At 61.3% G+C, this 19,565-nt stretch carries 31 protein-coding genes; 30 read left to right on the top strand and 1 reads right to left on the bottom strand.

The genetic code is table 11. The features are described 5' to 3' along the window. The first annotated feature begins 104 nt into the window (after positions 1-104). Genes LQK83_RS01350 through LQK83_RS01335 form a run of 4 tightly spaced genes read left to right on the top strand, consistent with a single transcriptional unit; the run spans position 105 to position 2,485 of the window. Positions 105-1,136 (top strand): AAA family ATPase, encoded by a 1,032-nt coding sequence (locus LQK83_RS01350; RefSeq protein ID WP_230835496.1) that lies wholly within the window; start codon positions 105-107, stop codon positions 1,134-1,136. Then, positions 1,133-1,438 (top strand): hypothetical protein, encoded by a 306-nt coding sequence (locus LQK83_RS01345; RefSeq protein WP_230835495.1) that lies wholly within the window; start codon positions 1,133-1,135, stop codon positions 1,436-1,438. Before LQK83_RS01350 ends, LQK83_RS01345 begins: the two co-directional genes overlap by 4 nt. Then, positions 1,431-1,823, top strand: a complete 393-nt coding sequence (locus tag LQK83_RS01340; RefSeq protein WP_230835494.1) for a hypothetical protein — start codon at positions 1,431-1,433, stop codon at positions 1,821-1,823. Before LQK83_RS01345 ends, LQK83_RS01340 begins: the two co-directional genes overlap by 8 nt. 2 nt (positions 1,824-1,825) lie before the next feature. Beyond that, positions 1,826-2,485: a DUF3164 family protein gene (locus LQK83_RS01335; RefSeq protein ID WP_230835493.1), complete on the top strand. Its 660-nt coding sequence runs from the start codon at positions 1,826-1,828 to the stop codon at positions 2,483-2,485. 68 nt (positions 2,486-2,553) lie between these two features. On the opposite strand, the gene LQK83_RS01330 is transcribed toward LQK83_RS01335, so the two are convergent. Continuing rightward, positions 2,554-3,324: a hypothetical protein gene (locus tag LQK83_RS01330; protein ID WP_230835492.1), complete on the bottom strand. Its 771-nt coding sequence runs from the start codon at positions 3,322-3,324 to the stop codon at positions 2,554-2,556. A gap of 77 nt (positions 3,325-3,401) precedes the next feature. On the opposite strand from LQK83_RS01330, the gene LQK83_RS01325 reads away from it, so the two are divergent. From LQK83_RS01325 to LQK83_RS01200, 26 genes are all read left to right on the top strand, one after another. Beyond that, a complete protein-coding gene (locus LQK83_RS01325; protein ID WP_230835491.1) occupies positions 3,402-4,043 on the top strand; it encodes a gp16 family protein in 642 nt (213 codons plus the stop codon). Beyond that, entirely contained in the window at positions 4,040-4,753 is a 714-nt protein-coding gene (locus tag LQK83_RS01320) for an SAM-dependent DNA methyltransferase (protein ID WP_230835490.1), read from the top strand. The genes LQK83_RS01325 and LQK83_RS01320 overlap by 4 nt, the downstream gene beginning before the upstream one ends. Then, a complete protein-coding gene (locus LQK83_RS01315; protein ID WP_230835489.1) occupies positions 4,753-4,971 on the top strand; it encodes a hypothetical protein in 219 nt (72 codons plus the stop codon). The genes LQK83_RS01320 and LQK83_RS01315 overlap by 1 nt, the downstream gene beginning before the upstream one ends. Continuing rightward, positions 4,971-5,192, top strand: a complete 222-nt coding sequence (locus LQK83_RS01310; protein WP_230835488.1) for a hypothetical protein — start codon at positions 4,971-4,973, stop codon at positions 5,190-5,192. Before LQK83_RS01315 ends, LQK83_RS01310 begins: the two co-directional genes overlap by 1 nt. Beyond that, positions 5,189-5,560 (top strand): hypothetical protein, encoded by a 372-nt coding sequence (locus LQK83_RS01305; RefSeq protein ID WP_230835487.1) that lies wholly within the window; start codon positions 5,189-5,191, stop codon positions 5,558-5,560. Before LQK83_RS01310 ends, LQK83_RS01305 begins: the two co-directional genes overlap by 4 nt. Before the next feature lie 72 nt (positions 5,561-5,632). Further along, positions 5,633-6,457: a peptidoglycan-binding protein gene (locus tag LQK83_RS01300; RefSeq protein WP_230835486.1), complete on the top strand. Its 825-nt coding sequence runs from the start codon at positions 5,633-5,635 to the stop codon at positions 6,455-6,457. Further along, positions 6,457-6,762 (top strand): hypothetical protein, encoded by a 306-nt coding sequence (locus LQK83_RS01295; protein ID WP_230835485.1) that lies wholly within the window; start codon positions 6,457-6,459, stop codon positions 6,760-6,762. Before LQK83_RS01300 ends, LQK83_RS01295 begins: the two co-directional genes overlap by 1 nt. Beyond that, positions 6,759-7,142: a hypothetical protein gene (locus LQK83_RS01290; RefSeq protein WP_230835484.1), complete on the top strand. Its 384-nt coding sequence runs from the start codon at positions 6,759-6,761 to the stop codon at positions 7,140-7,142. The genes LQK83_RS01295 and LQK83_RS01290 overlap by 4 nt, the downstream gene beginning before the upstream one ends. After that, the gene (locus LQK83_RS01285) at positions 7,075-7,365 is read left to right on the top strand and encodes a hypothetical protein (RefSeq protein ID WP_230835483.1); all 291 of its coding nucleotides are present in this window, start codon (positions 7,075-7,077) and stop codon (positions 7,363-7,365) included. The genes LQK83_RS01290 and LQK83_RS01285 overlap by 68 nt, the downstream gene beginning before the upstream one ends. Next, complete coding sequence (locus LQK83_RS01280) at positions 7,362-7,583, top strand: TraR/DksA C4-type zinc finger protein (RefSeq protein ID WP_230835482.1); 222 nt, start codon at positions 7,362-7,364, stop codon at positions 7,581-7,583. The genes LQK83_RS01285 and LQK83_RS01280 overlap by 4 nt, the downstream gene beginning before the upstream one ends. Further along, positions 7,580-7,936 (top strand): DUF2730 family protein, encoded by a 357-nt coding sequence (locus tag LQK83_RS01275; protein WP_230835481.1) that lies wholly within the window; start codon positions 7,580-7,582, stop codon positions 7,934-7,936. The genes LQK83_RS01280 and LQK83_RS01275 overlap by 4 nt, the downstream gene beginning before the upstream one ends. Further along, entirely contained in the window at positions 7,933-8,232 is a 300-nt protein-coding gene (locus LQK83_RS01270; RefSeq protein WP_230835480.1) for a VpaChn25_0724 family phage protein, read from the top strand. The genes LQK83_RS01275 and LQK83_RS01270 overlap by 4 nt, the downstream gene beginning before the upstream one ends. A gap of 4 nt (positions 8,233-8,236) precedes the next feature. Further along, the gene (locus tag LQK83_RS01265) at positions 8,237-8,806 is read left to right on the top strand and encodes a DUF3486 family protein (RefSeq protein WP_230835479.1); all 570 of its coding nucleotides are present in this window, start codon (positions 8,237-8,239) and stop codon (positions 8,804-8,806) included. Continuing rightward, complete coding sequence (locus tag LQK83_RS01260; RefSeq protein ID WP_230835478.1) at positions 8,799-10,157, top strand: terminase large subunit domain-containing protein; 1,359 nt, start codon at positions 8,799-8,801, stop codon at positions 10,155-10,157. The genes LQK83_RS01265 and LQK83_RS01260 overlap by 8 nt, the downstream gene beginning before the upstream one ends. Next, positions 10,157-11,761, top strand: a complete 1,605-nt coding sequence (locus tag LQK83_RS01255) for a DUF935 domain-containing protein (RefSeq protein WP_230835477.1) — start codon at positions 10,157-10,159, stop codon at positions 11,759-11,761. The genes LQK83_RS01260 and LQK83_RS01255 overlap by 1 nt, the downstream gene beginning before the upstream one ends. Then, a complete protein-coding gene (locus LQK83_RS01250) occupies positions 11,733-12,962 on the top strand; it encodes a phage head morphogenesis protein (protein ID WP_230835476.1) in 1,230 nt (409 codons plus the stop codon). Before LQK83_RS01255 ends, LQK83_RS01250 begins: the two co-directional genes overlap by 29 nt. Before the next feature lie 103 nt (positions 12,963-13,065). Next, positions 13,066-13,572, top strand: a complete 507-nt coding sequence (locus LQK83_RS01245; protein WP_230835475.1) for a phage virion morphogenesis protein — start codon at positions 13,066-13,068, stop codon at positions 13,570-13,572. A 58-nt stretch (positions 13,573-13,630) separates the two neighbouring features. Next, the gene (locus LQK83_RS01240; RefSeq protein ID WP_230835474.1) at positions 13,631-14,665 is read left to right on the top strand and encodes a phage protease; all 1,035 of its coding nucleotides are present in this window, start codon (positions 13,631-13,633) and stop codon (positions 14,663-14,665) included. Position 14,666: 1 nt separating this feature from the next. Then, a complete protein-coding gene (locus LQK83_RS01235) occupies positions 14,667-15,059 on the top strand; it encodes a hypothetical protein (protein WP_230835473.1) in 393 nt (130 codons plus the stop codon). A 12-nt stretch (positions 15,060-15,071) separates the two neighbouring features. Further along, positions 15,072-15,965 carry a Mu-like prophage major head subunit gpT family protein gene (locus tag LQK83_RS01230; protein WP_230835472.1) on the top strand — a complete coding sequence of 298 codons (894 nt, stop codon included), beginning with the start codon at positions 15,072-15,074 and terminating at the stop codon, positions 15,963-15,965. Between the two features lie 113 nt (positions 15,966-16,078). Then, a complete protein-coding gene (locus tag LQK83_RS01225; RefSeq protein ID WP_230835471.1) occupies positions 16,079-16,501 on the top strand; it encodes a hypothetical protein in 423 nt (140 codons plus the stop codon). Between the two features lie 71 nt (positions 16,502-16,572). Then, entirely contained in the window at positions 16,573-16,800 is a 228-nt protein-coding gene (locus tag LQK83_RS01220; RefSeq protein WP_230835470.1) for an Acb2/Tad1 domain-containing protein, read from the top strand. Positions 16,801-16,810: 10 nt separating this feature from the next. Further along, complete coding sequence (locus LQK83_RS01215; protein WP_230835469.1) at positions 16,811-17,248, top strand: gp436 family protein; 438 nt, start codon at positions 16,811-16,813, stop codon at positions 17,246-17,248. Next, the gene (locus tag LQK83_RS01210; RefSeq protein ID WP_230835468.1) at positions 17,248-17,826 is read left to right on the top strand and encodes a hypothetical protein; all 579 of its coding nucleotides are present in this window, start codon (positions 17,248-17,250) and stop codon (positions 17,824-17,826) included. The genes LQK83_RS01215 and LQK83_RS01210 overlap by 1 nt, the downstream gene beginning before the upstream one ends. A 2-nt stretch (positions 17,827-17,828) precedes the next feature. Further along, entirely contained in the window at positions 17,829-18,068 is a 240-nt protein-coding gene (locus LQK83_RS01205; protein WP_230835467.1) for a DUF2635 domain-containing protein, read from the top strand. Further along, positions 18,065-19,552: a phage tail sheath subtilisin-like domain-containing protein gene (locus LQK83_RS01200; RefSeq protein ID WP_230835466.1), complete on the top strand. Its 1,488-nt coding sequence runs from the start codon at positions 18,065-18,067 to the stop codon at positions 19,550-19,552. The genes LQK83_RS01205 and LQK83_RS01200 overlap by 4 nt, the downstream gene beginning before the upstream one ends. The last annotated feature ends 13 nt before the right edge of the window (positions 19,553-19,565 follow it).

Below are 19,565 nucleotides of genomic sequence, written 5' to 3'. Positions count from 1 at the left end.
CGGGGATGGACCGACATGTAGTGCGTACGGTTCCAAAAAAGAAAGGGCGGGAAAACCCGCCCGAATTGAGGGCTTCGCGGCCCCTTTTGACGAAGGAACCATAAATGAACATCGCAGCGAACACAACCACATCCAACACCAGCGCCTGGGAACTGGCGGCGACCGCGCCCGAACTCGCGGCCAACCGCACGGATGAACAGATCGCCGACTGGCGGCGTCTGACCGAGCGGCTGAAGCAGCTTTCGGAGGAAAAGGGCTGGTCGAAGGCCGAAGCCGCCCGCCGCATCGGCATGGCGGACGGCACCTTCAGCCAATGGTTCTCCGGAAAATACAGCGGCCGTCTGGATACGACCAACGCACAGGTCGCGAAATTCATCGACCAACAGGACGAGCAGGCCAGCTTCTTCGCCTCGATCCCGCAATCACCCCCCTATTTCCCGACAAGGACAAGCCGGGAGGTCATGGAAGCGCTCGCCTGGGCACATGTCGCGAGCGATCTCGTCACCATCACGCTCGGCGCAGGAATGGGCAAGTCGCAGTCCTGCAAGGAATACAAGGCGCGTCGGCCCAACGTCTGGATGACCACGGTTTCGGAATACACGAAAACCGTCAACGCGATGCTGGTCGAAATCGTCGCGACCCTTGGCATTCATGAACACAACCCGGCGCGGCTTGTCCGCGCGATCGGCGAACGCCTCAAGGCCTCCGGCAATGCTCTGCTCATCATCGACGAGGCGCAGCACCTGATCCCCGAGGCCATCAATCAGCTCCGGCATTTTTCAGATCTCTACGAATGCGGCATCGCGCTCGTCGGCAACAACGAGATTTACGACCGGGTGCGCGACAACAAGGAAAAGAAACGCACCTATGCGCAGCTTCGCCGCCGCGTCGGCATGCGCCTTGACCGGCTGACCCCCTATCCCGAGGACATCGCAGCCTCGATCGCGGCCTGGGGCATCAAGGACGACGCATGCGTCAAGCTGCTCACCGGCATCGGCAAAAAGCCCGGCGCGCTCGGCCAGATCGACAAGACAATGCGGGCCGCCACCATGCTGGCGTTGGCGACGGGTGAGTCGGTCGGCTTCAAGCACATTTCCGCCGCCTGGAAGAACCGCAACGTGGAGGACTTCGCATGAGCGCCGTCCTTTCCACCAGCCTCTCCACGCTCTCCGGCGACATGATGACTGGCCATGTCTCCCCCGCCTACGCTTCCGCCCAGCTCCGCCTCATGGCGGAAATGGCGCTGCTGCTCGAACAGGAGGTGGAAGCGTTCCGCGTGCTGGAGCGAAACCGCGCCCTGGCCCGTAGCCTCGAAGCCGAGTCGATGCGCAGCCTGCACGACCTGGCCCGTATGCCGGACCCGAACTTCCGGCCGATCAAGACGGGAGCCGATATCGTGACGTTGCACCCGAAAACGGGGGGCCGCGACGATGGCTGACCTCAAGCCCTCCGCCGATGTCGAAAATCTCCGCGCGGCTTTCCTGCCATACGCCGGCGTCGGCAAGCATTTCAGCTCGGGCGACATCGCCCAGCTGGTCAAGCAACTCCGCACGATCGGCGAAATGTGCGCCGAGCTGGAAGCCGAAGTGGCTCTCTCGCAGCAGGCGCAGTCGCGGCGGTTGATCGCGGTGGGCCAGCGCCGCAGCGAACCGGCCGTCATCGTCGCCGGCCGCCGCCTCGAAGGCCTCTCCCCCGTCATCCAGGCGCTCGCCAGCGCCTGGGAAACCTATGACCAGGCGCGCGGCACGGCCGGAGAACGCCAAGCCTACCTCAACCTCAATCTCAGACTGAACGCGCTCCAGGCAGCGCTAAAGGGAGCATGAAAATGGAAGCTGTTATTCTGGAAGGCCCGCGTGAAGATGGCGTGCTCCTCGTCAATGGGCGCGAGTTCATGATCGACGCAAAAGAGCGGCACGTCCCTCTCGCCAACATCAAGGCCGAAGACAAACTCCAGGACGAAACGGTACGGAAGATCATCCGCTACGCCTTGGAACTCAATGCGCAAATCGACCGCTTCCGGGCGCACACGATGCTCGACCTCGGAAGTCTCGACGCCCTGCTGGAACAAGAATACGGCGCGAAGATCGGCGGCAAAAAGGGCAACCGGACCTATCAGTCCTTCGACGGCCTCATGCAGGTCAAGGTGCAGGTCGCTGACCAGATCGACTTTGGCCCGCAACTGCATATCGCCAAATCGCTGCTCGACGAATGCATGATCGAGTGGACCGCAGACAGCCGACCTGAGATCCAGTCAATCATCACCCGCGCCTTCAACACCGACAAGGAAGGCCAGATCAACCGTTCGGAGCTGTTCATGCTGCTCCGCCTCGACATTGAGGATGAGCGCTGGCAGCGCGCTATGGACGCGATCCGTAACTCGATCCGCATCACCGGCTCGAAGGAATACGTCCGCTTCTACCACCGCACCTCAATCAACGATCAGTTCCAGGCGATCACGATCGACCTTGCGAAGGCAGGTGCGTGATGAGGTCGATAACAGCACAATCCTCTTGTATAAGAAAATCTCCTCGCTTCACTCTGACACGGCGAACATCAAAGAGACATTTCAGCAGCATATCTGCGCATAAGCCGCTGAAAACGATCATCCAATCCCGTCATCAGATCCGGCAATTCGCGGAGTGCTTCTTCGGCCTTGGCGTAATTGTCTTCGATGAAATCATCCGGGAAATTCATGTTTACAGCGAAAACCTCGCAAAGCTGAGCAGCCGAGGTCTCAAGTTTCCCGATACCATTGTCGAAACGAGTGTAGGCTGCCAACAGATCAGCATCCATGACCTGTTGGGCGTCGGCCCAGCGAGATCCACGCAAATTGTAGGTAGCTGCGGCCGCCCACCCGCGAAGAGAGCGAACGACTTTTTCCGCCTCTCGATCCTTTGCATAGACAGCACGCAAGTTCGGCAATTCTTTCGACGCCAGCGCTGTGCAGATTTCGCGAAGTCCAGCAAGATCAGCTCGTTCAACTCGTTCAAGTCGCAGCCAATCCGGTCGAAAACTCAGGGAAATAACTTCCCTATGACGCTGGTTGGCGCGCCCCTCCACCACAACCATCACGATGATAGTACAAAGGGCCGCAAAGACCGCCAGCACACCCGCCAGCATGCCCTGATATTTGTAGATCCAACGAGCAGTAGACCTGTCCGGCCCCATGCCCAGCCAACTAACGAATTCCCCCGGAGCCCTGCTCCAAAACGGGCTTGTTTCCGGAATGGTGGGAACAACGAGCCAGAGACACGCGCCCAGGACGAAAGTGACAAACACAATGACGACGGTGTTCTGGACCGTCAGAAACCTTTTGAACCACATAACCTAAACGCCACTTCAACTTTTCCAGGTCTACGTTTGCAATTGCCGGATTGCAGCGAGCAGCGGAGGCGGGTGCCATGAAAAGCACGATTGCCGCCATACACGTCGCTAAAAAGCAGCTTGGCCTGGATGAAGACACCTATAGAGCGAAGTTGGAAGTTATCACCGGCAAGACCTCAGTCAAGAATATGACCGAGGCCGAGCGCGAGAAGGTTTTGAACGTCTTCCGGTCGGAGGGTTTCAAGCCAAAGGCGGACCGCCGTCCAAACGGCCGGCTGAAACTCTCCGGCCGGTTCGCCGGCAAGCTCCAGGCGCTTTGGATCGCCGGCTGGAACCTCGGTATATTTGACCACCGCGACGACGCGGCACTAGAGGCTTTCGTCAAGCGTCAGACCGGTCTGGATGCCGTGCGGTTCTGCCGAGATGCGGTCGACGCACGCAAGGCGATCGAGGCGCTCAAGGCAATTCTTGCCCGCGAGGGTGGCGTGGATTGGACCGTCAACAACCTCGCACAAGACTTCACTCAGACGGATGGACATCGGGTCGCAAGGGCACAATGGAGAAAGCTTGGGGGTGCCCCGGCAGATTTCTGGCCAGTCGTGACGGACCTTATTGATTTCGACGTCTTGCACCGAGATTTTTCGAGCCAGCAATGGATCGAAGTCATGAACGCGCTCGGCAAGCGCATCCGCGCGGCCAAGAAGGCAGGTGCGCAATGAACCACCGCCTCGCCTCCCCGGCCGTCACCAACCAGCGCCACCAGGCGGCCGCCAGCCTCGACTATTTCCCCACGCCGCCATTCGCCGCCCGTGCGCTGATGGAAGAGTTGATCATCCCGATCGTCGGGCCAGTTTCCCATCTGGTCGCCGATGACCCGGCCTGTGGAGAGCTGCACCTGGTCGAAGGTCTGCTCGGTAGCTTCGCTTGGGTTCAATATTCGGACGTCGAAGATTGGGGCCGCCAGCCACCACTCCGCGACTTCACATTCCAGACCCGCGCCTCTCTCCTTGAACGGGGCGCGGTCGTTCCGGACTGGATCATCACCAACCCGCCCTTCAATCTCCTGGAAGAGTTCATTCTGAAGGCGCTGGAGATCGCCACGGTCGGCGTCGCGATGTTCGTCCGTATCAACGCCCTGCCCGGCCAGGGCCGTTACAATCGGATTTACCGTGACACGCCGCCAACCGTCGTCGGCGTCTTTGCCGAGCGCATCGCTCTCATCGAGGGCGCTTACGACCCGGAGGCTTCGACCGCGACCGACTACATCTGGCTCGTCTGGATAAAGGGCGAAGCACCCCGGCCGACCTTCTTCTTCCCGCCCGGCATGGCCGCGAAATACACGCGCCTGTCCGATCTCCGCCTCGCCAAGCCCGGCGAAGCCGCCCGCCGCGCCGCCGCGCGGAAAGCCGCAGCAAAGGAAGGTGCGTGATGAAGGAAACCGGCCTTTATCCCATCGTCTCCGATCATGCCGTGCTCCGCTACCTGGAGCGCTGCCACGGCCTCAATGTCGAAGTCATCCGCGCCCAGATCCGCGAGAGCGTCCGAACCGGCGTCCGCTACGGCGCGTCTGCCGTGATCACCGATGGCGTCAAATACGTCCTGCGCGAGGAAACTGTAGTGACCGTCCACACGCGAGGGGGAGCCTGATGGGTGCTCTCCGATCGGATCGTGGTCTCGACCTCTTCCAGACCGTCGAAAATCGCGCGGCTTTGAAGAGGCTTGAAGAGCGCCGAAATGCGCTTTTGAAGTCTCTTCAAAACGCCCGCCCCGGCTCGCATCGCCGCTGGAAGATCCAGGCTCGCCTCTGTGATGTCACCACCGAGCTGATGCGCCGGCAGCTGCTGGATCAAGCGGGAGGGCGTGGATGAACGCCGACCTGACGGGAGAATTGATGGCTGCCCTCGGCGAGGACGGTTTTTTCGTGCTCACTGAAGCCTATGCAGGCGTTCGTCTCTATGTTCCCGCAAACATCGAGCGATCCGATCTTCCCGAAACGATAGGCCGTGATCACGCTGCCCGACTAGCCAAAGCGTATCCGGGCGGATATATAAGAGTACCTCTAGCGCGCGAGTTTCGTGCGCGCCGCTATGTGGCCAGCGGCATGACGATCCGCGAGATCGCTCTGAAGCTCGGCCTCACCGAAACGGGCGTGAACAAGCTGATCAAGCGAGCCCGTCACGCTGCGCCGATTGTGCGGCCATCGCGCAAAGATCCCCGTCAGCTCGATCTCCTTTGACCCGACCGCCTGGGCGGTCATGAATGGCGCTCGCCATAGCGGCTAGTTTGGCTCCAATCGCGGAGCTAAATCATGCCGAAACTCACATCCCTCGTCACCGCAGCCACATTGCTCGCCATTGGCGGCGTCAGCACCGTCGCCGCGCGACAGCATGTCGATATGATCGACGACAATCTGCCGGGCCTGATGGAGCAGTTCGCGATCAACACGCCGCTGCGCATCGAGCATTTCCTTGCCCAGGTTGCCCACGAAAGCGACAGCTTCGCGGCGCTGGAGGAATATGCGTCCGGTCGCGCCTATGAAGGTCGTGGGGATCTGGGAAATGTACGCCCTGGCGACGGCGTCCGCTTTAAGGGTCGCGGCCTGATCATGGTGACAGGCCGCGCGAATTACCGCGCATTTACGAGTTGGATGCGTTCGTTCAATCCGAATGCTCCTGACTTCGAGGCGCAACCCGATCTTGTTGACGATAAGGAGTGGGCGTCCTGGTCGGCAATCTGGTTCTGGGATGTCAAGCGGCTCAATGTCGTCGCAGACCGGGACGATCTGCGTGCTGTCACGAAAATCGTCAATGGCGGTTACAACGGCTATGCCGACCGGGCCGCCAAGCTCGCGCGCGCCAAGGCGATTTTCGCCAAGGCTGCCGGCGATGCCGTCGCCGCTGTCCAGGGCGCGCCCGCGCTCCATCGTGGCAGCAAAGGCGATGCCGTCGGGGATCTTCAGGAGCAGCTCAAGAAGCTCGGTTATTATCATCTCGCCATTGATGAAGATTTCGGCGGCGGCACTGAGGGTGCCGTGATCGCCTTCCAGATGGCAAAAGGCCTGCTTGTCGATGGCGTCGTCGGGAAAAACACAGCCGCCGCGATCAAGGCCGCGTTGATCGGAGCGGTCGCCTGATGGAAAAGCCGCGCTACTCCGCCTCCAAACGCATGATCTACGGCTCACTCGTGGCCGCCTGGGGGCTCGTCTACCTGTTGGCCTATGGCGCGATCTTCCGGCCGCAGACGGAAACGTCGGTTGCGTTCACGTCATTCGCGTCACTCGTCATACCGCTGACATTTGCGCTTATCGTCGCCCTTCTCGGCGTCCATCGCGGCTTTGGATCGCTAGATATGCGCACCCAGCTCAAGCATGGCCCTTTGGCCCGAGACCAGCCGGCGTTGCCGTCCCCGGAAGCCGCAACGGACGGGGGCCAGACATGAGCGCGTTGTTCGCCGGGATATCCGGCAAGGCTCTTGCTATAGCCCTCGTCCTCCTCGCCGCCGGCGGTCTCATGATCGGGGCGGCAAGTCTCATCTTCAAGGCATCAGAGAATTTCAAGGCGGTCACCGACCAGGCCGTCACCAAGGCAGAGGGCGCGATGCGCGCCGAATGCAAAGCGCAGATCGCGCAATCCAATTCAGAGGCCAACGCCAGGATCGCCGCGCAGTCGCGCGCGATCGTCCAGGTGCAGGCCGAAGCAACCGACAAGATCGCCGAGATCGAGAGAGACCGGGCGGCAGCGAGGAAAGACAATGAAAGCCTACCGAATGGCGGTTCTTGCGGCATCGACGCTGCTCATATCCGCCTGCTCATCCGCTGAACAGCCGAAGCCGGATATTACCGTGCGCACGGTCTTTGTCAGTCCCGATCTGCCACCGGCAGCAGCAGCACCCGACCCGCAGCTGAGCAATCCGCCGCGCGACATCGCCCTGTTGAGTCAGCAGGAAACGACTGATTTCTGGAACGAAGACCGCTCCGGTCTGAAGGCCTGCATAGTCCAGAAGCATGCTGCTCTTCGCGCGATCACCGGAGCCGCGAAATGAACGAGCGTTGCGACGAGATCGAGCGCGCTGCGCACTATGTCGAGGCTGAGAACGCCCGCACGATCGCCGAGGCGCGCGCTGCCCTTGCTACCTCCGGAACGGCCGAGTGCATTGAATGCGGCCGTGAGATCGAACCGAAGCGCCGCGCCGCCATGCCGGCCGCGCGTCGCTGCATCGAATGCCAGAGCCTGATCGAGGCGGAGAAGTACCACAAATGATTGACCTCTCCCTCATGAAGGACTGGCTGGGCGTGATTTCCACCTGCATTGCGGTTCTGACCGCGATCTATGCCTGGCTAACCAAGCGCGCGGCCGACAATTCCAGAGAGCTCAAAGACCTGACGACTAAGGTCACCGAACTTGCCACAGCGACCGACAAGCGCCTCGGCAAGATCGAGGCCGATATGAAGCATATGCCTGACGCGGAGGCACTGGTGGAGTTGAAGCTGGCGCTCGCGGATATGAAAGGGAGCTTTGGTCGCTTCGAAGAGAAGATGGCAGCGGTGTCGCGAACGGTGGTTCGCGTGGAAGAATTCCTGCTGAAGAACGGAGGCGAACGAGGCGACCGATGAGCGATTTTGAGAACTACCTGGCTGAAGATGCGCGCTTGGTTATCCTGAAGGAACTGGCAGCTCAGCCCAATGCCAGCCTCAACGAGACCATTTTGACGAAGGTTCTGGAAACTTTCGGCTATAACAAGTCGCGCGAATGGGTACGCACCCAGATGCGGAAGCTGGCCGAACTTGGTGCCGTTTCCATTACCGAGGCAGGCACCGTCCTGATCGCCACCCTGAGACAGCCCGGCCTCGATCACGTCAAGCGCCGCGTTTTCCTTGACGGGGTTAATCAGCCCTCCTTGGATAGGTGATCGAATGGCTGGCCGCGGACGTCTCTCAAGCCTTGACCTCTTGCCGGAAGAAGCCCGCGACGATCTCATCTGGGCGATCGGCGAGCTGAACAAGCGTGAGCGGACGCAGGCGGACATACATTTCGAGTTCAACGATCGCCTCGAAGCCAAGGGCATCGAGACGATTTCGCGCTCGGCCTTCAACCGAAAGGCCATGCGTCTGGCGAAGCGGACGCTGCAGCTTGAAGAACGTCGCCATATCTATGCCGGCATCGCCGAGCGCTTGACGCCGGAGGAGATCGGCAAGGCCGATATCGTCCTGGGCGAGTTCCTGAAGACGCTGCTCGACGAGCTGCTCGACGGCGATGGCCTCGATTCGAAGAATGCCATGGAGCTGGCGCGCGCTTATAAGGACACCGTCATGGCGCAGCGCCACTCGGCTGAACTGCGCGAGAAGGCCGAGGCGCTGGCGAAGGCGAAGCTGGAGAAGGCCGTGTCGCAGGTTGAGGGCGCGGTTGAGGGAACGAAACCGGACGGCAAGGAAGTCCTGCGCAAGATTCGCGAAGAGATTTACGGGATCTTCGACAATGGCTGAACCGGCAGTTCCGCTCTACGGCTACCAGCGCCGCTGGTTCCTCGACAAGTCGCGCTTCAAGGCTGGCATGTTTGCTCGTCAGACCGGCAAAACATTCACGACATCGCTTGAGGTCGTCGATGATGGTTTCACAGCAGCCGTCCAACAGCGGCGGTCGCCCTGGGTGATCCTCTCGCGCGGGGAACGGCAGGCGCGCGAGGCGATGAACGAGGGTATCAAGCCGCATGCCAAGGCCTATGGCATGGTCTTTGAAGAGAATGAATTCGACTGGCAGGGAGAGACGGGCACTCATAAGGCCCTTGAGGTCATCCTTCCATACGGCAATTCGATCATGGCGTTGCCGGCCAACCCGGACACGGCGCGGGGCTTCTCTCGCAACGTCTTCCTGGACGAATTCGCGATCCACAAAGATAGTCGTGAAATCTGGGGTGCACTCTTCCCGGTCATCTCAAAGGGCTGGAAAATCCGCGTCACATCGACGCCGAAGGGCAAGGGAAACAAGTTCTACGAGATCATGACGTCGGAGGGCGACACATGGTCTCGCCATATCGTCGATATCTACCAGGCCGTCGCGGAGGGGCTGCCCCGGAATGTCGACGAGCTGCGCGCCGGCCTCGCCGATGATGAGCTATGGTCACAGGAATTCGAGCTGAAGTGGCTCGACGAGGCGAGCGCCTGGCTGCCTTACGACCTGATCTTCGCAGTCGAAGACGATGCGGCCGGGGATCCTTCGCGTTATCAGGGCGGTGTATGCTTTGTCGGTCGCGATATCGGCCGCCGCAAGGACCTGCATGTCATCTGGGTGTGGGAGCTGGTAGGCGATGTCCTTTGGTGCCGCGAACGCATCGAGCAGAAGGGCGCGACATTCCTTGAAATGGATGAAGCATTCGACGAGATCATGCGGCGTTACCGCGTCGGCCGCGCCTGCATTGACCAGACCGGCATGGGCGAAAAGGTTGTCGAGGATGCCCAGCGCCGTTACGGCAGCGCCATAGAAGGCGTTCTCTTTACAGGCCCGAATAAGCTTGTCATGGCGACGGAAGGAAAGAACAAGTTTGAGGATCGGAAGGTCCGCATTCCTGAAGGCGACCTCAAGCTGCGCGCGGATCTGCACAAGCTTCGGCGCGTCTCGTCCGCCACAGGCGCGCCCCGCTTTGTTGCCGAGCGCGACGATGACCATGCAGACCGCACCTGGGCAGCATTCCTCGGCATCCATGCCGCGAGCGATGGCGCCTCCGAATACGCCTACAGGCCCGCGAGCACTGCCCCGTCAAGCCCCTGGGCACGGCCGCAGGACGATGAAGATTCCGGGTTGGTCGGAAACTTTGGCTTTAAAGGGAAAATCTACTGATGGCTGGTCTTCGCGACTTCCTCAACATCATCCGCAATCCGAAGGAGCTGCTTGAAAAGATCGCGGCCGGCAGGGTCGGGACAACACGCGACCCTCATTCGCCGTCGCCCGCCAACGGCATGACGCCAGTCCGACTTGCGCGGATCCTCGATGCCGCAGCTCATGGCGATCCGCTCGCCTATTATGAACTCGCCGAGGACATGGAAGAGCGGGATCCGCACTATCTTGCAGTTCTCAACACCCGCAAGCGGTCGGTTGCGCAGCTGCCCATCACCGTCAACTCCGCCTCCGACGATCCGGCGCACAAGAAGCATGCCGAGTTTATCCAGGCATGGATCAAGGGCGGTGTCCTTCGATCGGGTCTCTACGATATGCTGGATGCGATCGGCAAAGGCTTCTCCGTCATGGAGGTCGATTGGCAGACAACGCCCGAGGGATGGATGCCGCGTTGCCTCGACTGGCGCTCGCAGCGCTTCTTCGACTTCGATCGCGAGGATGGCGAGACTGTCATGCTGCGCGATCTCGGCCAGCTCGTGCCGCTCGCGCCTCACAAATTCATTGTTCACCGCTCGAAGGCCAAGTCCGGTCTGACGGTCCGCTCCGGCCTCGCCCGCATCGTCGCCTGGTCGTGGATGTTCAAGCATTTCACGGTCAGGGATTGGGCAATCTTCGTCCAGAACTACGGCCAGCCGATCCGTATTGGCAAGTACGACAACAATGCGACCGAAGAGCAAAAGGACATTCTCTGGAAGGCTGTCTCCCGGATCGCGGGCGATTGCGCGGCGATCCTGCCGAAGTCGATGGAGATCGAGTTCCAGGAGATCGGTTCGAAGAGCGCGTCCACCGACATGTTCGAACGCCGCGCCGACTGGTTTGACAAGCAAGTTTCCAAAGCCGTGCTCGGCCAGACCACAACCACGGACGCGATCTCAGGAGGCCATGCTGTCAGCCAGGAGCACCGGCAGGTTCAGCAGGACATCGAGCGATCGGATGCTCTCGATGTATCTGACACCCTCAATCAGCAGCTCATTCCGAACCTGATTGCCTTCAACTTCGGACCGCAGGACAAATACCCCACGGTTTCCGTGGGGCGGCCGGACGAACCGCCGCTGAAGGAATTTGCCGACGCCTTCGCGCGCCTTGCGCCGCAAGGCCTGACAGCACCGGCCTCGCATATTCGCCAGCGCATGGGCATCCCCGCGCCACAGGAGGGCGAGGAAATCATCGGCGGCAAGATGATGGGGCCGCGCGGCGGCCAGGTCGGAGGCCAAGACCCAGGCAACGACCCGACGCCGGCCAAGCAGGCCATGGACCGGCTCTTCGCCTCGGCCCATTCCAGCCGTCGCCTCGCGCTGCCGGCCGATCCCGTCGAGGAACTGACGGCTCGCCTGGAACAGGACGCGGCTGCGGCGCTCGACGAACAGATCGACACGGTGCGGGCGATCTTCGAAAAGGCCGATAGCCTGGAAGACGCCGCCCGCCAGCTCGCGGATCTCGATCTCGATCCTGAAGCCATGGCGAAGGCCATGGCGAGTGGCATGGTTCTGGCCCATCTTGCGGGGCAAGCGGCACTGGTTGACGCCCTTGGTTCGACCGATGACTAGCGCCACGAGGACGGCCGCAGGCACGCTCCTGGGACGGTGGGCGCAGAAAAACCCGCCGAGCGCGTCCACGGCCTTCAAACCGGCTTCAAATTTGAAGGTAAGGTCCGTTCTTCGGTCGCTGATGGCGGCGGCTGTCAGCGTCTTCGATCAGCCCTTCGAAGAAGCCGCCCGTTACCTCCGCCAGAAGGCAGCGGTCCCGACAAAATCCTATCGCGATGTCTGGGACGCGGCGCATTCCAAAATGTTCATGGTCGCCGGCGCGCAGACCGAAGCGCTGGTCAAGGATTTCCAGGGCGCTGTGGCCAAGGCCATCGAGAAAGGCACCACGCTCGACGAGTTCCGCAAGGACTTCGACAAGATCGTCCAGACCCATGGCTGGCAATACAACGGCACGCGCGGATGGCGGTCTAAACTCATCTTCGAAACCAATTTGAGCACGGCTTATTCTGCGGGCCGCTATGCCAAGCTCACCGCGCCCGACACGCTCAAACAGTATCCCGGATGGCGTTACAATCACTCTGGGGCGAAACATCCGCGCCTGGAACACAAGTCGTGGGATGGGAACACCTGGCCAGCGAAAGATCCAATATGGGGGAAGATTTTCCCGCCGAACGGCTATGGCTGCGGCTGCTTCGTGACGCCGGTTTCATTCCGCGCCATCGAGGTCAAGGGCGGCTATGACAGTGTCCCTGACCTCGACCAGGTCGGAACAGACCAACCGCGCGGTGTCGATCCGTCCTTCGCGTACAATCCGGGTGCGGCTTGGCTAGCACGCACAGCGCCAGGTCCAAAGGCGGTGACGGCAAGCCAGGTACAGATCGCGAACTTCGTCAAGGCGGCGCTGCGCGGCAAGTGGCCGGATGGATCATGGACGCCGGTCGGTGTCGCGCGTGGCGAGGTCGCGGAGAAGCTGCAGGTCGCGGCGAAAACCGAGATCAGGCTATCGGCCTCGACGATTCGCAGTCACACCCACCACGACAAAATCACGGCCGACGGCTACGCCACCCTTCCGAAATGGCTCCTGACCAACGGCGAGCTTGTCGAGGATGCGAACGGTCGGCTGTCCTTCGTGGGTGAATTTGAAGGCAAGGATTATCAGGCAGCCATCAAGGTTGTTGCGAAGGAAGACCATGACGAAGTCTATCTGATCTCGCTGCGCCGCGCTGAGAAGCGAAAAACCAAGAAGCTGAAAAGGAAATGACGCGCGGGGGGCCGGAAATCGCCTGGTCCCAATCTCCAAATGAGGAGTGCTTCCTGCTCGCGCGTCTTCCTGAATATGGGGCATTCCACCCGGAAAGACAAGCATGGCTGGCATAACCGTCACCTATGAGCTGAAGGACAGCGGCGTCTTGAGCGGGCTGAACGGCCTACTCATGATGTTCCGTAACACGCAGCCCATGATGGCCGCGATCGGCACTGGCCTCGTGGCCTCGACTCATATGCGTTTCGTATCGCAGAAAGATCCCGAGGGGCAGGCGTGGGCTCCCCTCAACCCGCTTTATGCGGAAGGGAAACGCAATGCGCGAATCCTCACAGAGAGCGGCCGGCTGCGCAATTCCATCAACGACCAGGCCGGCAACGGCTGGGTGCGGGTCGGCACCAATGTTCTTTACGCCGCCGCGCAGCATTTCGGGGTGACGATTGTGCCAAAGAAGTCCGATCACCTCTATTTCCGGATGGGGGGCCTGTTCATCCAGGCGGACGAGGTCACCTTGCCGTCCCGCAAGTTCATGGGTATATCGAGAGATGACGAAGACATGATTGCCGACACCGTGCAGGACTTCGTCATGCGCCTCACCAAAGCCCGTTGATGACCCGACCGCCCCTGCGGTCATGAACAGCCATGAGGCCGGTTGCTAAAACCGGTTCATGCTGAACCAGACCGCTTCCATCGTTATCGCGCTTAATGCTGCCTCCGGTGTTCCGGATTGGCTGCAGCTGTTGCCATCCACCAGCTTCTCTGGCGTGGATGGGCGCGGCCCCTATGAAGCGCCCGACCTCAACATGCTTGTCGCGAAGTTCGCAAGCGAGGGACGTAAGCTACCGATCGACGAGAACCACGCCATCGACATCTTGGGAAAGAATGGCAAGCCATCACCGGCCCGAGGCTGGATCGTTGAAATGCAAGCGCGTGAAGATGGTCTCTACGGTCGCGTTGAGTGGACTGCCGAGGGTCGCGAGCTTGTAGACGGCAAATCTTACGGCTTCATCTCGCCGGTCTTTTTTCACACCAAGCAGAAGCCTTTCCGCATTGTCAGCGTCGATCGCGCGGCGCTGACGAACGATCCCAATCTTCCCTTTCTGAAATCACTGAACTCTAGACAGGAGCCAGACATGCTGGAGCTGCTGAGGAAGGCTCTTGGCCTTCCCGAGACCGCAACCGAGGAACAGGTCCTCGAGGCGGTTTCTTCCGCCCATTCCGCCCGCACGAAATATGACACGCTGCTGAAGCGCGTCGGCGGCCTGGTCGCTTCGGATGGCGACGAGATGGCCGTCGTCACGGCGCTGCAGTCGCGGCTCGCATCGGCTACCGCAGCCGGCGGCGACGAAGTCGTCAAGTCGCTGAACAGCCAGATCGCAACGCTCAACAGCGAGCTGGCGACCCTGAAGGCTTCACACGCCCAGGATCGCGCCGTCTCCGTCATCGACGAGGCGATAAAGACCGGCAAGCTCTTCCCGGCGCTGCGCGACCACTACATCGCGCGCCACGCCAAGAACCCGACCGAGGTCGAGGAAGAGCTGAAGCTCCTCCCGTCGATCCATTCCGGCTCGCTCAAGGGCCGCAACCCTTCCGACGACAGCCGCGACGGACAGCTTTCCGAGGCTGATCGCATGGTCATCGCCCAGATGGGCGTATCGGAGGAAGACTTCCTCAAGAACCGCAAGCTGGAGAAGGGAGTCTGACATGGCCGCCAGCAATGATGTCGATCGCCGGACGCGCAATGGCGAAGAACTGAGCTTCCCGGCCGCTGCGGCCACGCTCTACTACGGCGGCACGATCGTCGCCGTCACGGCGGCCGGCGTCGCCGTCAAGCCGGACAACGGTTCTGCCGTCGTCTGTGTCGGCTGGAACAAGCACCGGGTGGATAATTCGGCCGGTATCGCCGGTGACATGCAGGTTCGTGTTTCGAAGAAGCCGATCCTTATTCCTCTCGCCGGCGCTACGGCCGCAAACATCGGCGCGTCGGTCTACGCGATCGACGACAACACCTTCAGCCTCACCAATCCGGGCGGCAAGCTCGTCTGCGGCACGATCTTCGCGGTCGATGCTGACGGCGTCTGGCTGCAGCCGAAGTAAGGGACACCTTCCATGGATATCAATGCCTCCTCGCTCCGGTCGATCTATACCGGCCTCTCGACTGCCTTCAACGGCCGCTTCGGCTCTGTCGCGTCGTTCTATAACACGGTTGCGATGACCGTGAATTCGACGGGCGCGCAGAACGAATACCCGCGTCTGGATGATCTGAAGGGCATCCGCGAATGGGTCGGTGAACGCATCTACAATCGCCTCGGCGGTTCCAGCTTCGTCATCAAGAACAAGCGTTTCGAAGAGACGATCACCATCAACCGCGACAACATCGCGGATGACCAGCTCGGCATCTACTTCAATGTCGCTGCCCAGATGGGCCAGAACGCAGCCGAGTTCCCGGACCGGCTCATCTTCCCGCTCCTGAAGAACGGCGAGAACGCGGTCTGCTATGACGGCCAGTATTTCTTCGACATTGACCATCCGGGCTTTGACGCCAATGGCGCTGACACCGTTGTCTCGAACTTTACCTCCGGCGCTTATCCTGCCTGGTATCTGATGGATGACAGCCAGGTGCTGAAGCCGATCATCTACCAGACCCGCGAAGCCTTCGGCATCGTGGCCCGCCAGAACCCCGACGATCCCCGCGTCTTCGACTACAACGAATACACCTGGGGCTCCACAGGCCGCATGAATGCCGGCTATGGCGCCTGGCAGACGATCTACAAGTCGAAGGCAGACCTGAATGCCGCGAACTACGAGGCAGCCCGCGTCAAGCTCGCCTCACAGTACAAGCGCTCCGGCGAGCCGTTGAACATCGCAGGCAAGGTGCTGCTGGTGCCGCCGGCGCTGGAAGGCGCGGCGCGCAAGCTCATCATCAACGAACGCAATGATGCAGGCGCAACCAACGTCTGGAAGGACACGGCGCGCATCGTCGTGATTCCGCATCTGGCCTGACGGACGAGGCCGCAACCGGCCCGATGGCCTTCCTGCGCGGATCTCACCCGCGCGGGATTTTCCAGAACCGCGAAAGTCGCGGCTCCGGCAAGTCCCGAAACTAGGAGATCGACATGACTTCCAAGGTCACCATCATCTGCCGGCGTCCCGGCATGTATCGCAACGGCGTCTCACATGAGGCGAAGGCCGTCTATGACGCCGACCATTGGACGCCCGAGCAGCTGCAGAACTTCCGCAACGACCCCGCATTCGAAGTCATCGAGGGCGAGGACCTGTCCGAAGACGTCAACACTCTCGCTTCCGAAAACAGCACGCTCAAGTCCCAGGTTGCCGACCTGACGTCCAAGTTCGCCGCCATGACAGCCGAGCGCGATCAGCTTTTCAGCCAGGCGGAACAGGCGAAGACCCTGATCGCGAAGCTGGAAACCGAAATCACCGATGCCAAGGCTGCCGCCGAGACCGTCAAGGCCGAGCTGGAGCAGCTGAAGGCCGCAGCCGCCAAACCGGCCGATGAAAAGGCCGGCGGCAAGAAATAACCCCAAAAGCACAAGCCCAACGGCGGGGCGGCAATTCGGCCGCCCCGCCATACAAACAATAAGGCAGAGCGATGAACAACGGTCTTCCCGTTTCCGGCTACAAGCCGCAGTCCGACGATAGCGTTGGCAAGGTCAACGTGAACAAGCGCCTGGAAGAGATGGTGCTTCGTCAGCTCGATGAGCTGGCTGCTGATCCGGACACCGACAAGCGCTGGCTTGCGATCGGCCGCACCTCCATCGAACAAGGCTTCATGGCCGCCAATCGCGCCATCTTCAAGCCCGGCCGAATCGAGCTTTGAGGAACATCCGATGTACGCGACCGCAACCGACATGATCGCCCGCTTTGGAGAAACGCAGATCCTGCGTCTGTCCAATCCGGAAGACTTGACCGCAACGACGGTTAATGTCGCCAAGGTCAATCAGGCCATTGCCGACGCCACAGCGCTGATCGACGGCTACCTGCGCAAGCGTTACGCCGTGCCGGTGCTTGCGCCGCCGGTCGATCTGATCGCCGGCTGCTGCAAGATCGCCCGCTACGAGCTGGCCCAGGGCGAGCGCACCACGCCGACCGAGCAGATGAAGACCGACCGTTCCGACGTCATGAAATGGCTGGAACAGATCTCGCGGGGCGTCGTGCATCTGGACGCACCGCTTGCAGACGGCGCAACGGGCCAGGCGATCGGCTCCGGTCCGCGCTACAGCGACAGGCCCCGCGACTTTGACCACACCACATTGAGGGACATGTGATGGTCAATAAGTCGCTCGCCCCGATCGCCGTCCAGGAGCCGCTTCTCGTCGAGCGGCTGCGCACCGGCTTCCCCGCGCAGATCTTCACGATCGAGCGTGTCTCTTCGGCCATGACGAAGAATGAGTTCAACCGCTGGATCAACAACGGTTGCTTTCTCGGTCTTGCCTGGAACGGCATGAAGGCCGGAGACACCGAACGTCGCCTGACCGGCGATCAGCGCTGGAGCCTCTTCATCGTCTACCGCTCGACCGGCAGCCTTGAAGCCCGCTTCAAGGGGGATTCGAGAGGCCTTGGAATGGACGCCATGGTCGATGTTGCCTGCGCGCTCATCCACGGCTTTTCCAACACGACCGGCCGCTGCGCCGTCACGGCAGCGAACGCTGTCGTTCCGGAAGGTTTTGCCGATGACGCGGTCGTCGTCGCGCAGGTGGATTTCACCTTCTCATTCGCCACCGACACCGCCGCGCTGGACATCGAGGCCAGCGACGATCTCGCCGCGATCGGCGTGACCTGGTCGCTCGCCGATGCGCCGGAAGGCGCACCCACCCAAACCGACATCATCAATCCGGGAGCCTGAAAATGGCAGAGACGAAATTCCTGAAACAGGGCGAAGGCCGCACGGTGCGGCAGGAGAACGGCCAGCCGTGGCCGGCCGAGGGGATGGAGGCGGAAGACACGCTCTATATCCGCCGGCGTATCCGCGATGAGGACTTGGTGCCAGCCGATCGGCCGACCGAGCCTGCGCCGTCCATCGAGGAGCCGGCCGAGATCGCAAAGCGAGGCCGCAAGCCCGCCGAGACTGAAGGAGACGCCAAATGATGACGTTCAACGAGATCCCGACAAACTGGCTTGATCCGGCTGTTTTCGGCGAGGTCAAGCCGAACTACACCAAGAAGGGTGTTCTGGCTTACCCGGAAAAGACCATCGTCGTCAGCCAGAAGCTCGCCGGCGGCACGCTGACTGCCGGGCGTATCGTCGAAGTGACCCGCGCCGATGAAGGCTATGCCCATTTTGGCGAAGGCTCGATCGGTGCAGAGCAGGTCGTGGCCTTCCGCAAGGCCAACAAATCGACGCCGCTCTATGTGATGGCCATGGATGATGCAGCCGGCGCGACGGCGGCCACGGGCACGATCACGTTTGCGGGCGCAACCTCCGTTTCGTCCACGCTCTATTTCAAGATCGGCGGCCGGCGCGTCTACATCACGGCGCTGGCGACCGATACGCCCACCGCGCTGGCAACCAAGCTTGCGGCGGCGGTCAACGCTGACACGCGCTGTGTCGCCAGTGCGACCTCGGCGCTGGGTGTCGTCACGCTTACGGCGAAGAACAAGGGAGCCTGCGGCAACGAGATCAACGTTCGCGTCGATCGGAAGGCCGCCGATCTCCCGGCTGGACTGACTGCTACGATCGTCGACATGGCTGGCGGTGCAACCAACCCCAACCTGCAGACGGCGCTCGACGCCATCGACGTCAGCTGGTTTACCAAGATTTGCGTTCCGTGGAACGACACGGCCAACCTGCAGCTGCTCGATACGTGGCTGAAGGCGCGTTACGTCGCCACCGCAAAGCTCGACTGCCACGGCTTCGTTTACAAGTCCGGCACCTTCGGCCAGCGCACCACCTTTGGCGACCTGACCAACTGCGCCTTCGTCACCTGCGGCGGGCTCTATCGTAGCCCTACGTCGCCTTGGGTCCACGCGGCGACGGCGATGGCCGTTGCTTCGTTCTTCCTCACGCAGGACCCCGCGCGCCAGCTGAAGAGCCTCGTGTTGCCCGGCGTCGAGGCTCCCGACCCTGCGGACCAGGACACGCAGGAGGAACGCAACTTCCTCCTTCAGCACGGCATGTCGGCCGACATCTGCATGGATGACGGCACCGTCGTGATCAACCGCATGATCACGACCTACAAGAAGACCACGCTCAACGTTGCCGATGATGCCTGGCTGGACATCATGGTGCCGGCCACCAACAGCCGCATCCGCTACGACTGGTCGGGCTATGTGAACCTCACCTATCCGCGCGCCAAGCTGGTGGACGACGATCGCGCCGTCTCGGTTCGCCGGGCGGAGGGCGACACAGCCGCAGGCGCTGCCGTCGTTTCGCCCCGCATCATGAAGGGCGCGTGGGCGTCGCGTTGCCAGGTCTACGAGCGCAACGTCTGGATCGAGAATGTCCAGGAGACACTGGCCATGTCGATCTTCGAGCGGGATGCCGACACGCGCAATCGCATGAACTCGAAGCAGGTCTACCAGATCGTCGGCAACCTCATGGTTCAGGCCGCGTCCCTGGAATTCCTCGTCTAACCTGAAGGAAGCA

This window comes from Rhizobium sp. C1, from assembly GCF_021026335.1.
In the GTDB taxonomy this organism is placed as follows: Bacteria; Pseudomonadota; Alphaproteobacteria; order Rhizobiales; family Rhizobiaceae; genus Ensifer_A.
This window is presented reverse-complemented; position numbering and strand designations above follow the sequence as displayed.

Bases quoted from the DNA above. Each gene is read 5' to 3' on its own strand.
- LQK83_RS01300 (WP_230835486.1), top strand. From the start codon at position 5,633: ATGCCGAAACTCACATCCCTCGTCACCGCAGCCACATTGCTCGCCATT.
- LQK83_RS01315 (WP_230835489.1), top strand. From the start codon at position 4,753: ATGAAGGAAACCGGCCTTTATCCCATCGTCTCCGATCATGCCGTGCTC.
- LQK83_RS01280 (WP_230835482.1), top strand. From the start codon at position 7,362: ATGAACGAGCGTTGCGACGAGATCGAGCGCGCTGCGCACTATGTCGAG.
- LQK83_RS01245 (WP_230835475.1), top strand. From the start codon at position 13,066: ATGGCTGGCATAACCGTCACCTATGAGCTGAAGGACAGCGGCGTCTTG.
- LQK83_RS01350 (WP_230835496.1), top strand. From the start codon at position 105: ATGAACATCGCAGCGAACACAACCACATCCAACACCAGCGCCTGGGAA.
- LQK83_RS01200 (WP_230835466.1), top strand. From the start codon at position 18,065: ATGATGACGTTCAACGAGATCCCGACAAACTGGCTTGATCCGGCTGTT.
- LQK83_RS01255 (WP_230835477.1), top strand. From the start codon at position 10,157: ATGGCTGGTCTTCGCGACTTCCTCAACATCATCCGCAATCCGAAGGAG.
- LQK83_RS01290 (WP_230835484.1), top strand. From the start codon at position 6,759: ATGAGCGCGTTGTTCGCCGGGATATCCGGCAAGGCTCTTGCTATAGCC.
- LQK83_RS01340 (WP_230835494.1), top strand. From the start codon at position 1,431: ATGGCTGACCTCAAGCCCTCCGCCGATGTCGAAAATCTCCGCGCGGCT.
- LQK83_RS01285 (WP_230835483.1), top strand. From the start codon at position 7,075: ATGAAAGCCTACCGAATGGCGGTTCTTGCGGCATCGACGCTGCTCATA.
- LQK83_RS01345 (WP_230835495.1), top strand. From the start codon at position 1,133: ATGAGCGCCGTCCTTTCCACCAGCCTCTCCACGCTCTCCGGCGACATG.
- LQK83_RS01240 (WP_230835474.1), top strand. From the start codon at position 13,631: ATGCTGAACCAGACCGCTTCCATCGTTATCGCGCTTAATGCTGCCTCC.
- LQK83_RS01265 (WP_230835479.1), top strand. From the start codon at position 8,237: ATGGCTGGCCGCGGACGTCTCTCAAGCCTTGACCTCTTGCCGGAAGAA.
- LQK83_RS01235 (WP_230835473.1), top strand. From the start codon at position 14,667: ATGGCCGCCAGCAATGATGTCGATCGCCGGACGCGCAATGGCGAAGAA.
- LQK83_RS01330 (WP_230835492.1), bottom strand. From the start codon at position 3,324: ATGTGGTTCAAAAGGTTTCTGACGGTCCAGAACACCGTCGTCATTGTG.
- LQK83_RS01220 (WP_230835470.1), top strand. From the start codon at position 16,573: ATGAACAACGGTCTTCCCGTTTCCGGCTACAAGCCGCAGTCCGACGAT.
- LQK83_RS01275 (WP_230835481.1), top strand. From the start codon at position 7,580: ATGATTGACCTCTCCCTCATGAAGGACTGGCTGGGCGTGATTTCCACC.
- LQK83_RS01310 (WP_230835488.1), top strand. From the start codon at position 4,971: ATGGGTGCTCTCCGATCGGATCGTGGTCTCGACCTCTTCCAGACCGTC.
- LQK83_RS01325 (WP_230835491.1), top strand. From the start codon at position 3,402: ATGAAAAGCACGATTGCCGCCATACACGTCGCTAAAAAGCAGCTTGGC.
- LQK83_RS01210 (WP_230835468.1), top strand. From the start codon at position 17,248: ATGGTCAATAAGTCGCTCGCCCCGATCGCCGTCCAGGAGCCGCTTCTC.
- LQK83_RS01225 (WP_230835471.1), top strand. From the start codon at position 16,079: ATGACTTCCAAGGTCACCATCATCTGCCGGCGTCCCGGCATGTATCGC.
- LQK83_RS01230 (WP_230835472.1), top strand. From the start codon at position 15,072: ATGGATATCAATGCCTCCTCGCTCCGGTCGATCTATACCGGCCTCTCG.
- LQK83_RS01260 (WP_230835478.1), top strand. From the start codon at position 8,799: ATGGCTGAACCGGCAGTTCCGCTCTACGGCTACCAGCGCCGCTGGTTC.
- LQK83_RS01305 (WP_230835487.1), top strand. From the start codon at position 5,189: ATGAACGCCGACCTGACGGGAGAATTGATGGCTGCCCTCGGCGAGGAC.
- LQK83_RS01270 (WP_230835480.1), top strand. From the start codon at position 7,933: ATGAGCGATTTTGAGAACTACCTGGCTGAAGATGCGCGCTTGGTTATC.
- LQK83_RS01295 (WP_230835485.1), top strand. From the start codon at position 6,457: ATGGAAAAGCCGCGCTACTCCGCCTCCAAACGCATGATCTACGGCTCA.
- LQK83_RS01335 (WP_230835493.1), top strand. From the start codon at position 1,826: ATGGAAGCTGTTATTCTGGAAGGCCCGCGTGAAGATGGCGTGCTCCTC.
- LQK83_RS01320 (WP_230835490.1), top strand. From the start codon at position 4,040: ATGAACCACCGCCTCGCCTCCCCGGCCGTCACCAACCAGCGCCACCAG.
- LQK83_RS01215 (WP_230835469.1), top strand. From the start codon at position 16,811: ATGTACGCGACCGCAACCGACATGATCGCCCGCTTTGGAGAAACGCAG.
- LQK83_RS01205 (WP_230835467.1), top strand. From the start codon at position 17,829: ATGGCAGAGACGAAATTCCTGAAACAGGGCGAAGGCCGCACGGTGCGG.